The sequence below is a fragment of the Streptomyces sp. NBC_01244 genome (genome assembly GCF_035987325.1).
GTDB lineage: Bacteria > Actinomycetota > Actinomycetes > Streptomycetales > Streptomycetaceae > Streptomyces.
The window spans coordinates 8,963,989-8,977,729 of record NZ_CP108488.1 but is presented as its reverse complement, the minus strand read 5'-3'; the positions used below and the strand labels follow the sequence as shown (position 1 = coordinate 8,977,729).

The 13,741-nt window shown below is 73.7% G+C and carries 13 protein-coding genes; 7 read left to right on the top strand and 6 right to left on the bottom strand.

Annotated features, from left to right (window positions below; translation table 11 throughout):
* The first annotated feature begins 870 nt into the window (after positions 1 to 870).
* From OG247_RS39945 to OG247_RS39935, 3 genes are all read left to right on the top strand, one after another.
* Positions 871 to 1,569 carry a peptidoglycan recognition protein family protein gene (locus OG247_RS39945; protein ID WP_327256857.1) on the top strand — a complete coding sequence of 233 codons (699 nt, stop codon included), beginning with the start codon at positions 871 to 873 and terminating at the stop codon, positions 1,567 to 1,569.
* 76 nt (positions 1,570 to 1,645) lie between these two features.
* Positions 1,646 to 2,257: an NIPSNAP family protein gene (locus tag OG247_RS39940; RefSeq protein ID WP_327256856.1), complete on the top strand. Its 612-nt coding sequence runs from the start codon at positions 1,646 to 1,648 to the stop codon at positions 2,255 to 2,257.
* A 38-nt stretch (positions 2,258 to 2,295) separates the two neighbouring features.
* The gene (locus OG247_RS39935; protein ID WP_327256855.1) at positions 2,296 to 2,907 is read left to right on the top strand and encodes a hypothetical protein; all 612 of its coding nucleotides are present in this window, start codon (positions 2,296 to 2,298) and stop codon (positions 2,905 to 2,907) included.
* A gap of 72 nt (positions 2,908 to 2,979) precedes the next feature.
* Here the strand turns inward: OG247_RS39935 and OG247_RS39930 are convergent, their stop codons facing one another.
* Complete coding sequence (locus OG247_RS39930) at positions 2,980 to 4,704, bottom strand: chloride channel protein (RefSeq protein WP_327256854.1); 1,725 nt, start codon at positions 4,702 to 4,704, stop codon at positions 2,980 to 2,982.
* Positions 4,705 to 5,025: 321 nt separating this feature from the next.
* On the opposite strand from OG247_RS39930, the gene OG247_RS39925 reads away from it, so the two are divergent.
* Positions 5,026 to 6,402: a cytochrome P450 gene (locus OG247_RS39925; RefSeq protein WP_327256853.1), complete on the top strand. Its 1,377-nt coding sequence runs from the start codon at positions 5,026 to 5,028 to the stop codon at positions 6,400 to 6,402.
* Positions 6,403 to 6,518: 116 nt separating this feature from the next.
* Positions 6,519 to 7,139, top strand: a complete 621-nt coding sequence (locus OG247_RS39920; RefSeq protein WP_327256852.1) for an L-threonylcarbamoyladenylate synthase — start codon at positions 6,519 to 6,521, stop codon at positions 7,137 to 7,139.
* Positions 7,140 to 7,240: 101 nt separating this feature from the next.
* On the opposite strand, the gene OG247_RS39915 is transcribed toward OG247_RS39920, so the two are convergent.
* The 4 genes from OG247_RS39915 to OG247_RS39900 all read right to left on the bottom strand — a co-directional run bounded on the left by OG247_RS39915 (position 7,241) and on the right by OG247_RS39900 (position 11,037).
* Positions 7,241 to 7,492 (bottom strand): hypothetical protein, encoded by a 252-nt coding sequence (locus OG247_RS39915; RefSeq protein ID WP_327256851.1) that lies wholly within the window; start codon positions 7,490 to 7,492, stop codon positions 7,241 to 7,243.
* Between the two features lie 51 nt (positions 7,493 to 7,543).
* Positions 7,544 to 8,449 carry a hypothetical protein gene (locus OG247_RS39910; RefSeq protein WP_327256850.1) on the bottom strand — a complete coding sequence of 302 codons (906 nt, stop codon included), beginning with the start codon at positions 8,447 to 8,449 and terminating at the stop codon, positions 7,544 to 7,546.
* Positions 8,450 to 8,527: 78 nt separating this feature from the next.
* Positions 8,528 to 9,910 carry a uracil-xanthine permease family protein gene (locus OG247_RS39905; protein WP_327256849.1) on the bottom strand — a complete coding sequence of 461 codons (1,383 nt, stop codon included), beginning with the start codon at positions 9,908 to 9,910 and terminating at the stop codon, positions 8,528 to 8,530.
* Entirely contained in the window at positions 9,907 to 11,037 is a 1,131-nt protein-coding gene (locus tag OG247_RS39900; protein ID WP_327256848.1) for an aryl-sulfate sulfotransferase, read from the bottom strand. The genes OG247_RS39905 and OG247_RS39900 overlap by 4 nt, the downstream gene beginning before the upstream one ends.
* Positions 11,038 to 11,198: 161 nt before the next feature.
* Between OG247_RS39900 and OG247_RS39895 the strand changes: the two genes are divergently transcribed.
* Positions 11,199 to 11,837, top strand: a complete 639-nt coding sequence (locus OG247_RS39895; RefSeq protein ID WP_327256847.1) for a helix-turn-helix domain-containing protein — start codon at positions 11,199 to 11,201, stop codon at positions 11,835 to 11,837.
* Between the two features lie 35 nt (positions 11,838 to 11,872).
* Here the strand turns inward: OG247_RS39895 and OG247_RS39890 are convergent, their stop codons facing one another.
* Complete coding sequence (locus OG247_RS39890; RefSeq protein WP_327256846.1) at positions 11,873 to 13,039, bottom strand: AI-2E family transporter; 1,167 nt, start codon at positions 13,037 to 13,039, stop codon at positions 11,873 to 11,875.
* 271 nt (positions 13,040 to 13,310) lie between these two features.
* Between OG247_RS39890 and OG247_RS39885 the strand changes: the two genes are divergently transcribed.
* Positions 13,311 to 13,682: a hypothetical protein gene (locus tag OG247_RS39885; RefSeq protein ID WP_327256845.1), complete on the top strand. Its 372-nt coding sequence runs from the start codon at positions 13,311 to 13,313 to the stop codon at positions 13,680 to 13,682.
* Positions 13,683 to 13,741 lie beyond the last annotated feature (59 nt).

Genomic DNA, 13,741 nt, shown 5'->3' with positions numbered 1-13,741 from the left:
CAGCCCCGGACCCGGCACCCGGCGCCGGCTCGGAACCGGACACCGGAGCCGACGCGGTCTCAGGCTCTTCCCCCGACACGGACTCGTGCGCGGGCACGGCCCCGCCCGCAGGCCCGGACTCTGACCCGGATGTGGGCGCGGTCCCAGGCTCCTGAACGGACGCGGCCTCAGCCTCCCCGCCGGACGCGGGCACGGAAGCGGACGACGCCGTGGGCACTGCCGTGGTCGGCGAAACGGCCTCGGCCCCGGGTACGGACGCAGCCTCAGCTTCGGCCCCAGCCCCGGCAGCGGGCTCCGCCACGGCACCAGGCATGGCTTCGGCTTCGGCTTCGGCTTCGGCTTCGGCTTCGGCTTCGGCTTCGGCTTCGGCAGCAGGCTCGGGCACGGCCGCAGACGTAGGCTGCGGCCCAGGCCCGGGCTCTGCCTCCGAAGCCGTCGCGGGTGCGGCATCGGCCGCAGCCGCCGCCCCGGGAACCGCCCTCGGAGCGGGCACGGTGTGCGGCTCCTGACCCGGTCGGGGTGCGGGTGTGGGCCGTTGGGCGGGGGGCGGTGTCTGCGCGTCGCGCGCCCCGGGCGTCCTCGCCGGGTGCTCGTCCTTCGTCGCGTCGGGCGTTTCGCCCTCCACCGGTACCGCCGTCATGCCGTACACCGCCTTGTCGTGCCGTTCTGGATCAGCAGCCAGTCTCCGTGCCTCATATGCGCAGGTGATGCGCGCTGGATGACCAGTTGGTCACAATCCGTCCGGCCGGGCCGGGGCCGGCATCCGTCGTCGAACGATCATCAAACGATCACGTCTCCATCATGAGCGCCCCGAAGAATCGCCCTCTCCCCCACGCATGGCACCGCACCACCAGGAACCGGACACCGCTCATGAGCTCCAGTACCCCTGACCCCACGGCTCCGTCGAGGCGACGTCTGCTCGCCGGCGGCGGCGCCCTGTTCCTCACCACGACCGCCGGCTCTCTGGCGGTCGCCCGGTCCGGCGGCTCCGGGCACGGCGACGACGACCGCGGCCGGGACGGAGGGGCGGGAACGCCCGAGGCCTCGCCCACCGCCTCCGCCGCGTCCGGATGGATGCCCGGGGTGGCGAGGATCCCACTGGATCGCAACTTCGTCGCCGGCGACCGCGCCGCGCAGCGCGGGCTCGTGCTCCATGTCCAGGAGGGCGAGGGCTCTTTGTACGAGCGGTTCAACACCCCCGGAATCAAGACCTCCTCGCACTTCTGGGTTTCCCGGGACGGTGAGACGGAGCAGTACGTGTCCGTCCTGGACCGGGCCTGGGCGCAGGTGGAGGGCAACGCGTCGTGGGCCTCGGTCGAGACCTCCGGTTTCGCGACCCGGTCGCTCACGGAGGCTCAGGTCGATGCCGTCGCCCGCATCTACTCCTGGGGCGCCGGCTCGCACGGCTGGCCGCCGGCCGTCAGCGAGCACCCGGACCAGCCGGGTCTGGGCGTCCACGCCATGGGCGGCGCCGCGTGGGGCGGGCACGCGTGCCCCGGCGCCCTCCGGTCCGGCCAGCGCGGCGAGATCATCCGCCGGGTGCGCGAGCGCCTGCCCCGCGGAGAGTGAGCCGGTCGGAAGGACGCGAGGGTTGTCGCGGTCCACTGACAGGAGGTGTCAGTGGACCGGCTCTAGGGTCCGGGCCATGAACGCCATCGTCGAACTCCGGCAGTACACCCTCCACCCGGGCGCCCGGGACACCCTGGTCGACCTCTTCGAGCGGGAGTTCGTCACTGGGCAGGAGGCGGCCGGCATCGCCGTGGGCGGCCGGTTCCGGGACCTCGACGACCCGGACCGCTTCGTCTGGCTGCGCAGCTTCCCGGACATGGCGGCGCGGGCGCGGGCGCTGCGGGCCTTCTACGGCGGCCCCGTCTGGCAGGCCCATCGCGACAGGGCCAACGCCACCATGATCGACTCGGACGATGTGCTCCTGCTGCGCGGACCGGGCTTCGCCGCCCCGGCCACCACGGGGCCCGTCGTCGCAACCATCTGCCACCCCCAGGACCTCACGGCCTTCACCGACCACTTCGAGCAGCACCTGCGCCCCACCCTGACCGCCGCCGGAACCCCCGCGCAGGCGGTACACCTCACCGAGCACGCGGAGAACACCTTCCCCGCACTGCCGGTCCGGACCGGTGAGAACGTCCTGCTCTGGTTCACGGCGGGGCAGGCACCGCGCCTGCCGGACCTCTCGCTCCAACTGACGTCGGCTCCGCGGCAGCTCCGACTGGAGCCCGTCCGGGGGCTGCGACCGTAGGGGGAGCAAGTCCGGAAGAGGCGGCCTAGGGTGGGCCCATGAGCACGGCAGACGACGACCGCATCGCCCTCGACCTCCCCTGGAACGCGGCGGCCCTGCGCCTGCTGGAGGACCCGTACGTCTTCCTCGCCACCGGTCCGCGCCGGCACGGGGACTGGGCCGAGGACGTGCTCGCCCTGATGCACCGCGAGGTCCCGGACCCGCGCGACTGGCTGCGGATCGACGGCGACCGCACCAACGATGCCCGCGACGCCGTGCCGGCGTACCCCTTCGCGCCGCCGCCCGCCGCGGGGTTCCGCGACCGCCTGCACGAGCTGGAGCCGGCGGGGGCCGTCACCGCGCTCGCCGTCATGGCGGAGGAGTGGGGCCACGGCCTGCCCGTCCGGGACCGACCGGATCGCGAACACCTGCTGGCCGACGCTCGGTTCCTGCTGGACCGCTACGGCCCGGACGCGCGGTTCTGGACGAACGCCCGGGACGCGGCCTCGGACCCCGCCCGGGACTTCGTCCGGGCCGGCCTCGAAGGGACGGAGGTCCACGGGTTCCTCACGAGCGAGTACATCAAGGGCCTCGACCTGTTCGAAGAACTGGGCCTCATCGCCGTGTCCGACGACGAGGTCGGGGTCTTCTGGTCCATCGGCGCGTACTGACGCCGGCTCCCCGGCACACGGACCTGTCCGGCGCCCTCGCGCAGTGGCCCGTGCCCCGGGCCTGTCACCGCATCAGGCCTGCGGGTGCAGGGCCAGCAGGGCCGAACGGTGGGAGACCCATCCCAGGAGGCGGAGCCTCTCCTCGTCGAGGACCGGGAGTCCGTCGCCCTCGCTCGCGGCGAGGAGCGGCAGTGCTTCCTGCAGGGACTGGCCTGCGAGCAGGACCGGCGGGTGGTCCCGTAGCGCCTCGACGGGCGTGTCCTCGGAGAGTCCTCCGTGCAGGGCCCGGGAGAGGGCGTGCGCACCGACCGAGCCCGCGTAGTGGCCGTGCCGGTCGACGAGCGGGAGGCGGTCGGCGCCCGCCTCGATCATCGCCGTGATCGCCTCGCGCAGGCCGGTGCCGGGTGCGAGCGCGGGCGGCGGTGGTCCCATGGCGGTCCGGACCTCGATCGCGGCCGCGCCGGTCAGGTCCAAGTCGACCCCGCGGCGCAGGAGTTTGGCCGTGTAGACGGTGTCCCGGCTGAGCGCGTGGCTGACCCCGGTGGCGACGGCGACGGCGACCATCAGCGGCAGGATGATCCCGTACTCGCCGGTCAGTTCGTAGATGATGACGACGGCGGTGATCGGTGCGCGGGCCGAACCGGCGAAGACCGCACCCATCCCGATGACGGCGTAGGTCGTGGCCGAGCCGGTCACTCCGGGGGCGAGGTGGTCCATCGTCTGTCCGAAGGCACTGCCGAGCATGGCGCCGACGAAGAGGCCGGGGGCGAAGACCCCTCCCGAGCCGCCGATCCCGATGGTGACGCTGCACGCGACGATCTTCCCGACGAGCAGGACGAGCAGGAATCCGATCGCGTACCCGCCCACCGCGGCCTTGCCGAGGACCGGGTAGCCGACCCCGTACATCTCCGGCAGTGCGAGCAGGATCGCGCCCAGCACGATGCCGCCGGCCGCCGGGCGGAGCCATTCCGGGCCGTGCCAGACGGAGTCGCAGAGGTCCTCCACCCCGTACAGCACCTTGGTGAAGAGCACCCCGACGACCCCGGCCAGCGCACCGAGCAGTACGTACAGGGCGTACGCGGCCAGGTGGCCGGCGTTCACCGGCGCCAGGTCCAGGAACCGTTCGTCGCCGAGGACTTCGCGGCCGATCACGCTGGCGGTGACCGCGGAGACGGCCACCAGGCCGAAGGCGCGGGCCGTGAAATCGCGCAGGATCAACTCCATCGAGAAGAAGACGCCGGCCAGGGGTGCGTTGAAGGTGGCGGCGATGCCGCCGGCCGCGCCGCAGGCGACCAGCAGCCGCATCCGTTCCTCGGACACGCGCAGGAGGGCTCCGGCGGTGGAGCCGAGGGCGGCCCCGATCTGCACGATGGGCCCTTCGCGGCCCACGGAACCGCCGCCGCCGATGCACAGCGCGGAGGCCAGGGACTTCACCACCGCGACCCGGGGCGGGATCCGGCCACCCTTGCGGGCGACCGCGTACATCACCTCGGGGACTCCGTGGCCGCGCGCCTCCTTGGCGTAGCGGTAGACGAGAGGTCCGTAGAGCGCGCCCGCGACCACGGGGGCGAGCAGCACGAAGTACGGTCCGAGCCAGGGCACGTAGGGGTTGTCGGCGTGGCCGGCGGAGGAGTAGTCGTCGTGGCCGGACAGCGCCCGGGTGAAGATCTCGATCAGCCAGCGGAAGCCCACCGCGCCGAGTCCCGACCCGGCGCCCACGAGGACCGCGGGCAGCAGCATCGCGGCCTGGGTGCGGTCGAGCGCGTCCCGTGCCCCGTCCGCCGAGAACGGACCCATCTGCACTCCTCAGGAACCGATCCACCGCCGATCGCGCGCCCCGGCCCCTGACCACGATCCCCCGGACCCCCATCCAACGGGCCGCCTCCCGTCGCGGCCCGGAGGCGGGCCGGAGGTACACCCGCCCGGCGTAGAGCCTGTGGTGGGTCCGTCGCGGGTTCGTCACCGGTCCGTCGCGCGTCCGTCCGGGACGGTGTGCCGCCTGGCCGAAGGCCGACCCCCGCCCGTTCCCGGTCCCGTACAGTCCGTGCTGCCTCCGCCCCGGCACGGGCGGAACACCGGCGGAACGCAGCCGGCGAACGGACGAACAGGGGAGCACCGATGGCCATCGAAGCCGGTCCCGTGGGCCACCGCCCCAGTCCCCCGGTCCCCGAGCTGGACCCCTCCGTCGTGGAGCGCTGGAGCGCGGGGGGAGGCCAGCTGGTCGAGCTGCTGGCCGAGGTGTGCGGACGGCTCGGCGGGGTCGGCGCGTTCCGGCTCGGCGACGGCCCCGGCGACAACCCCGGCAGCGGGCCGGGCAGCGGGCCGACGGGCCGGCCGACCGTGCTGGTCACCGATCCGGGGGCGATCCAGCACGTCCTGGCCCTGCATCCGCAGCGTTACGTCAAACGCTCGCACCGCGCCCGGCTGCTGGTCGGTGACGGCGTGCTCTCCGCGACCGGCGAGGCGTGGAAGCGGCAACGGCGGCTCCTGCAGTCCCAGTTCACGGGGACCGGGATGCGCCGCTACGAGCAGCGGATCGCCGAGGCCGCACGGGTCACGGCCGGACGCTGGGCCGCGTACGCCCGCACCGGGGAGGTCTTCGACGTCGGGGAGGAGATGCGGCGCTTCGCCCTCGACACCATCTGGCGATCCCTCACCGGCCACCCGCTGGACGTGGGCACCGAGCGCGAACTGGGCTCCGTCGCGGCCGTGGTGGCGGCGCTGCCGACGTTGCCCGCGGATTCCGCCGGCGCCGGGGAGGCGGTCGCCGCCGAGCTGGCCAGGATCGACGCCGTGGCCCACCATGCCATCGGCGCCGCCCGCGGGGGCTCCGCGGGTCCCGACGGGCCGGGGCTGCTCCACCTGCTGGTGGAGGCGTCCGCGGCGCGGCCCGAGTACACCGACCGGCTGATCCGCGACGAGCTGGTCACGCTGCTGGTCGCCGGGCACGAGACCACGGCCACCACGCTGACCTGGCTGTACCTGCTCCTCGACCGCCATCCCGAGGCTCGCGAGTGGGCCCTCGCGGCGGGCGGCGAGGGCTCCGCTGAGCGCCGGGAGGCGATCCAGGCCCTGGTCAGCGAGACGTTGCGGCTGTACCCGTCCGCCTGGATCCTGCCCCGGCACGCCGTCGAGGACGACGTCCTGGCGGGCTACGCCGTCGAGGCGGGCACCGACGTGGTCGTCTGCCCCTACCTCGCGCACCGCGCCCCGGCGCTGTGGCCCGATCCCGGGCGCTTCGACCCGCTGCGCTTCACCGCACCGGGCGGCCGCCCGACCGTCCCGGGCGGGTACGTGCCCTTCGGCATCGGCCCCCGCGCCTGCCTCGGGCTGCAGTTCGCGCTGCGCGAGTCGACGGTGCTGCTGGAACACCTGCTGCCGGCGCACGTGCCGGTCTTCGGGTCCGTCCCGGACAAGGCGGCCTACAGCATCACGGTGCGTCCGGACGGCCCGACGCCGGCCACGCTCGCGGCCCGCGCGGCCCGCGGGCGGTGAGGGAACCCGCACCCTGGCCGCCCGGGCCTCGAGTCCCGTGGGCGGCACGCCACCCCGTACCGGCCGGGACGCCCGCGCGGACCGGCACGAACCACCGGATCCCGTAGGCTCTGCGGATGGCAAAGTACTTCGACGTACACCCCGAAAACCCCCAGCCCCGCGCCATCAGCAGCATCGCCGACGGCATCCGCGCCGGAGGGCTCGTCGCCTATCCGACGGACTCCTGCTACGCGCTGGGCGCCCAGCTGGGCAACCGTGACGGTGTGGACCGGATCCGGTCCATCCGGCAGCTCGACGACCGCCACCACTTCACCCTGGTGTGCGAGAACTTCGCGCAGCTCGGCCAGTTCGTCATCATCGACAACGACGTCTTCCGCGCGATCAAGGCGTCCACCCCCGGCAGCTACACCTTCATCCTCCCGGCCACGAAGGAGGTGCCGCGCCAGCTCCAGCACCCGAAGAAGAAGACGGTGGGCGTGCGCATCCCCGACCACGTCGTGGTGCAGGCACTGCTGGCCGAGCTCGGCGAGCCGCTGCTGTCGAGCACGCTGCTCCTGCCCGACGAGGCGGAGCCGATGACGCAGGGCTGGGAGATCAAGGACCGGCTCGACCACGTCGTGGACATGGTGGTCGACTCGGGCGACTGCGGGACGCTGCCGACGACGGTCATCGACTTCTCCAGCGGCGAGGCCGAGATCGTCCGGCGGGGCGCGGGGGACACCGCCCGCTTCGAGTAGCGGCGGCCGGCGTGCGGGCGGCGAGCCAGGGCGGGCCTGCTCGCCGCCCGCCGGGCGTGCGGCTGCCGACCGGACGGTACGGCCGCCTGGCGTACGGCGTGTCAGGCGGGCCGGTACAGGACGGGCTTGAGGCCGTAGTCGAGCTCGGAGCCGTCCACGAGGAGTGCTTCCACCGTTCGGGTGCGGGGATCGATGTCGGCCACCATCCCGTCACCCGAGTAGCGGGGGTAGCCGGAGGCGCCGTTCTGGCCGGTCGGTGTGACGACGGCCGAGCGGACGGCGTCGTCGGGCGATCCCTCCACCACGTGCTCGGGCACCAGCAGGATCTCGAAGGTCTGCGGTTCGGTACTCATGCCCCGACGCTAACCGGATCCCGCGGATCACGCCGTCCGGCACGACAGGCCCTAGGAGCGCCGCGTGCCCTCCTCCGGCCCGACGGCCTCGCCCCCGGGCGCCGAGGGGTGGCGCAGCAGACCGCGGGCCCACCGTTCGTTCAGGCCCGCGAGGAAGCCGATGGCTCCCCAGAAGAACCAGGTCTTGACCAGGGCCCCGTGCCCGTCGGCGGAGAGCGGGCCGGGCCCGCACAGGTCTGCGGGGGCGGCCGGCGGGGTGAGAACCGTGAGGATCCCGCCGGCGACGAGCAGGTAGAGCGCGGTGGCCAGGAACCACCCCACCACCACCCGGTACCAGCCCTCTTGGCGCAGCGCCCGGCACAACTGGACCGGATCCGCGTCCGGGTCGGCCCCGCCCGGACCGTCACCGACGACCGGACGGTCGCGGATGAGCTGCCGGGGATCCCGCAGCCGGACGATCACGCTGAAGACGGCGCCCATCGCGCCGCCCGAGAAGCACACCAGGGCCCCCGCCAGGGCCAGTCGCTCCTGGCAGCCGAGCTCCACTCCGAACATCCCGGGCACCCACGCCCCCAGCGCGAGGACCACGACCAGGATCACCGGGCTGACTACGATTCCGCAGGTCAGGCCGGTGTTCAGGCCGCGCGCGCCCGCGGTGGCCGCATCGGCCCGCAGCCGCGTTCCGGCAAGCGCGACCGCCGTCTCCAGCCGGGCCACGTCCGCCCCCTGGGCCACGGCGCGCAGGGCGCGGATCAGCTCCTCGGTGACCGCCGCCCTCGTACGCCGTTCGAAGGCCCGCTGCGCGGCCGTGTGCAGACGGTCGAGGCGGAGCATCAGCTCCGGCTCGGCACACCACAGTTCCCGCAGCCGTTCCGGATCGATGCCGGGCACCTCTTCGAGTGCCCGTATCTCTCCGTCGGCCGCGCCGTCGAACCACTCGCGCACATCGCGCAGCATCGGCTTCCCCTCTTCGCACAGCAGTTGTACCCGCCTTCGCCGCGCGAGGATAGCCGCAGGCCCGGCGGAGCGGCGCCGTCAGTCCGCGGGGTGGGCCTTCGGTGCGGACGCCGTGCCCGGCGGCTCGCCGCTCCCGAAGGCGCGGAAGAGGGCGTGGAGCAGGACGGCGGCGAGCGTGCCCGCCACCACACCGCTGCCGAGGACCGTCCGGGCCCAGGTGGGGAACCCCTGGTAGAGGTCGGGGGCCACCACCGGAAGCAGTCCGGCGGTGAGGGCCAGCGCGATGACGGTGGAACCGCCGCCCGCGCCGGGCGCGGTCCGCCCGAGCATGTCGACGCCCATCACCGCGATGATCCCGTAGATCACCAGGGCGGATCCGCCGACGACGGGCGCCGGGATCGCGGCGAGCAGCCGGGAGACGGGTGCCAGCAGGCCGACGGCGATGAGCAGCACTCCCGCCCCGGCGGTCACGAAGCGGCTGCGGACGCCGGTGAGCCGTCCGATGCCGATGTTCTCGGCGCTCGTGACCATCAGCGAGGTGCCGAACAGCCCGCCGAACACCGAGATCAGGGCGTCGGCCCTGGCCACCCGGGGCACATCGCGCCCTGGGTCGCTCTCGCGCCCCACGGTCTCGCTGTTCAGCACGGTCTGCCCGGTGATCTCGGCGAGGGTGGTGAGGCTGAAGACGAGGAGGGGCAGTGCGGCGAGCACGTCGAAGTGCGGTGCGCCGTACGGGAGGAGGTGCGGGAGGGTCAGGCCCCCTCCGGCTCCGCCCGCCGGAGTGAAGTGGCCGAGGCCGGTCGTGAGCGCGATGAGGGTGCCCGCGCCCATGCCGAGGAGCACGGCGGTCTGCCTCCAGATCCCGCGCAGGACCAGGAGGAACAGCACGGTGGCCGCGATGGTCGCGCCGGCCAGCACCACGGCCGAGGGCGAGGCGTACCCGGGGGTCCCGGGGCGGCCGGTGACCAGCTGGGCGGCGACCCGGATCATGGCGATCCCGATGAGCAGCACGGTGATGCCCATGACCACGGGCGGGAAGAGCCGTACGACCTTCGCGTAGAAGGGCAGGACGGCGAAGAGCAGCGCCGCGGCGAGGAGTACCGAGCCGGTCGCGGTCGCGGGGCCGTGGTCCTTCGCTATCTGGAGGAAGAGCGCGGTGGCCGCCCCGCCGGGGAGCATGACGAACGGCAGCCGGGCCCCGAACCGCCAGATCCCGAGGGACTGGAGCAGGGTGCCGGCGCCGCAGAGCACGAGGGTGGCGCTGAGCAGGGAGGCGGCGGCGGCAGCGGTGAGGCCGAGGGCCTGGCCGGTCAGGAACGTGGTGGAGACGGGCGCGGCCACCATGGCCAGTACGTGCTGTGCGGACAGCGGGGCCAGCCGGCGCAGCGGCAGCCGCTCGTCCACGGGACCGACCGGACCGGCCGGGCTCACCGGTGCGGGCAACGCGCGGGCGGCGCTCACCGGGCGGCCTCTCTGTCCAGCCAGGGGAGCTCTTCGGCGGTGTACCGGTAGGAGCGGAAGACGGCGTTGGGTTCGGACGGGAACAGGCCGCGGACCTCGGACTCCTGGTAGGCGCCGAAGTGGGGGACGACGTACTCCCAGCAGAGGTAGCCCTCCGGGGTCACCTCGAAGAGGCGGCCCGACGGGGAGTCGGTGACGAGGGTGTTGCCGCCGGTGAGGCGCTGGGCGCTGCCCATGAACGGGGCGAAGAAGGCTTCGCGGGCCGGGTCGTGGTACTCCCAGACGACCTTTCCGGAGGAGCGCTCGATCTCGATGACGCGGGAGTAGGGGACGTCCGAGCCGGGGCGGAAGACGCCGTTGTCGAAGACCAGCACCCTGCCGTCGGCGAGTTCGGTGGGGGCGTGCTGCTGCGAGACGACGCCGGGCTCGGTGCGCCAGAGGATCTCGCCGGTCTCCCGGCTGATGACGACCACGGCGGAGACGCTGCGCAGGCTGGCGAGGACGTTCCCGTCGGCGAGCGGTACGACGCTGTTGACCAGCGGCCAGTGCTCGCGCGCGTAGTCGGGGTGCAGGGCGTATGCGGCCCGGTCGAGGTGTTCGGCCGCGCTCCAGGACCAGCGTACGGAGCCGTCGGCGTCGACCTCGGTGATGGTGTCGGCCCATACCGTGCCGTCGGCCGCCTCCGAGCCGGGCACTCCGCCGAGCACGCCCGCCGCGTCGGCGCCCCGCAGTGGTTCGAGCGCGGTGTAGAGCACGCGGCCGCCGCCGAGGTGGTGGGCGTCGTGGTGCTGGAGCGGATCGCGGTGTTCGTGCAGGACGGTGCCGTCGGGGGCGGCTTCGAGCATCACGCCGCCGCGGTACTTGTGCCACATCGGGAAGAGGGTCTCCTCGCCGGGGAGCACGCCGCTGTAGGCCAGGTTCCCGTTGTCGAGGATCCGGGCGTGCCGGCCGGGGCGGTAGGGCAGCCGCCACTCGTGGACCACCTCGCCGTGGATGTCGATCAGGTAGACCTCGCCGGTGCCGGTGAGCGGGGCGAAGAGGGTGTACCCGCCTTCCGAGGCGGTGGGGTCGAGGGCGATGAGACCGGTGCCGCGGCGGCGGCGGGAGTTCTGGTCGACCGGGGGCATGCTGTCCTCCTGCGGAGCGTGAAACTTTCTTTGATGCGAGCAATCTCCTTTGAAGTTAGCGGTGCATTGTTGCGGCACTGTGAAGGGCGTGCGAAGCCCACGGCCGGGTGCGGGAAGATGATCGTCAGAGGCGGGGAAAGAGAAGCGGGGTGTGCGGCCGGGTGGTAGACGAGACGTCCGAGCGGAGGATCGGTGCGGGCATCCGCAGGCGGCGCAGGGCTCTGGACCTCACCCTCGCCGAGGTGGCGGCGCGCAGCGGGCTGTCCTCGCCCTTCCTCAGCCAGATCGAGAACGACCGGGCCCGCCCCAGCATGCGTTCGCTCCAGCGGGTGGCCGACGCCCTGGACACCACGGCGGTGCAGCTACTGGCCGCCGGGGAGACCCCGCGCCGGGTGGACATCGTGCGGGCCGATGCGGATTCCGGGCTCGAATCCGGGACCGGCTCCGGGCTCGGCTCCGGGCTCGGCTCCGGGATGAATGCCGGGCCCGGTTCCGGGCCGGATCCGACGGCCCGGGTCCGTCCGCTCGTACGCGGCCAGCACCAGATGCACGCGCTGGAGTTCACCGGGGACCACGAGGCCGACCGCGCGTTCCGGCACCGCAACGACGAGTTGATGTACGTGGCCGACGGGGCCGCCGAGGTGGAGGTGGACGGGCGGACCCACCGCCTGGGCCGCGGAGACACGCTGTACCTCACGGGCGGGGTGGAGCACCGCTGGCGGGCGCTGGAGGCGGGCACGCGGGTGCTGCTCGTCGCCGTCGCCGACCACGTCGAGGCCGTCGTGGACCCCCGGGGCTGACCGGAGGCCGCCGCAGGCACGGGTCCCGCGGACGGTCAGTTCGTGCGGGTGCCGCGCAGGGACTGGTGGACGGCCCAGGCCACCGAGACCAGCGGAACCGCCACCACGGCGCCCACGATCCCGGCGGCGATGGCTCCCGCGACCACCGACAGAGCCACCACCATCGGGTGCAGGCGCACCGCCCAGCTCATCACCAGCGGATGCAGCAGGTGTCCTTCGATCTGGCCGATGACCACGATGAGCGCGACCACCAGGGCCGCCACGAGCGGCCCCTTGGTGGCAAGGGCGACGACGGCGGCCACGCCGAGCGCCACCGGGGAGCCGATGAGCGGGACGAAGGCGGCGGCGAACTCCAGCAGGGCGAGCGGGACGGCCAGCGGGACGCCCAGGAGGTAGAGCGCGATGCCCACGAGGACGGCGTTGGTCGCGGCCACGAGCACGATGCCGTGGGTGTAGCCCGTGAAGGTCCGCCACGCGGCGCGTCCGGCCACGGCCACCCGGTCCCGTACGCCCACCGGCAGTTGTCCGCAGAACCAGCTCCAGTGCCGGTCGCCCGAGTGGATGAAGAAGACCGAGCAGAACAGCGCCAGGGCGAGCACGGTGAAGACCGCCACGACCCGTCCCGCACCACTGAGCGCCGTGCTCAGCAGGGTGGAGCGGTGGCTGGAGAGGTAGTCGCCGATCTTCGACTGGGCATCGCTCAGGGCGTGCGCGTCGAGCCGCAGCGGCGGGCCCTGGAGCCAGTTCTGGATGCGCTCCAGCCCTACCCGGAACTCGCTCACCAGCGCCGGCCATTCCCCCGCGACGGCCTCGCCGACCAGGGCGAGGGCGCCGAGCACCAGGATCAGACTGCCGATCAGCGAGCAGGCCACGGCGAGCCCGCGGGGCATCACCCGGGCCAGCAGCCCGGCGGGCGGGCGCAGCATGGCCGCCGCGACCAGGCCGAGGAAGAGGGCCAGGGCGATCTCGTGGAACCGTCCCAGGACGGCGAAGACCGCGTACGCCGCCGCGCCGACGACCAGCAGCCGCCAGGCGTACCCGGCCGCTGTCCGCAGGGCCGGGGCGACCGGGGTCGCCGTCCGTGCGGCGGCCGGGGACCCCGCACGCGCCGGGGGACGGTCCTGCCCGGTCCGGCCCTCGCCGCGGGGGCGGCCGCCGGGCGGGAGCCGCCGGGCGGGCCGCGTCACGAGTCGCCTGGTCATGTGCGGCCGCACCTCCGGGGTGTGTTGGTCCCCTCGGGCTATCACCCCGGCGTCGGCCGCCCCGTGCGCCGCGCAGCGCGTTCGCCCGAAGGCCTCATCCGCGCTGGGCCGAAGGAGCAGGCACGGGCGTTGCCCCTCCTTCGGGGAGTTCGCTGGTCACAGGGGGTTTCCCGGTCCGGTCCGCCGACGGGCGACGGGAAACCCGTCGACCCCGGTGCCCACCGGGGACAGGCTCTAGGTGTCAGCACGGAGCAAGACCCGAGGGGACACCATGCGCAAGATGATCCGCGGCGCCGCCGCGTTCGCCACCGCCGCGGCCGCCGTCGTCGCACTGAGCGGAGCCGCCGGAGCCTCCGGCGCCCAGCCGGCCGACACGTGGGCCGGATGCCCGGACGGGGCGGTCTGCATCTACCCGCAGAACCAGAACCCCGCCGTCAGCCCGAGCCACGTGTTCTACAGCTACGGGGCGCACAACCTGACCAACCAGTACGGCAACCACTGGGTCCTCAACAACCAGTACGGCGGGGCGACCGCACGCCTGTGCAAGGGCTCCAACGGGGCCAACTGCGGCAACCCCATCGCCCAGGGCACCGGGGTCTACGCCGACCTCGGGCCGATCAACTCGATCACCCTCAACCGCTAGCGCGCCACGGGCCGGTACGCCCGTACGCCACTCGCAAGAACGTTCCGGAGTCCGGCCCG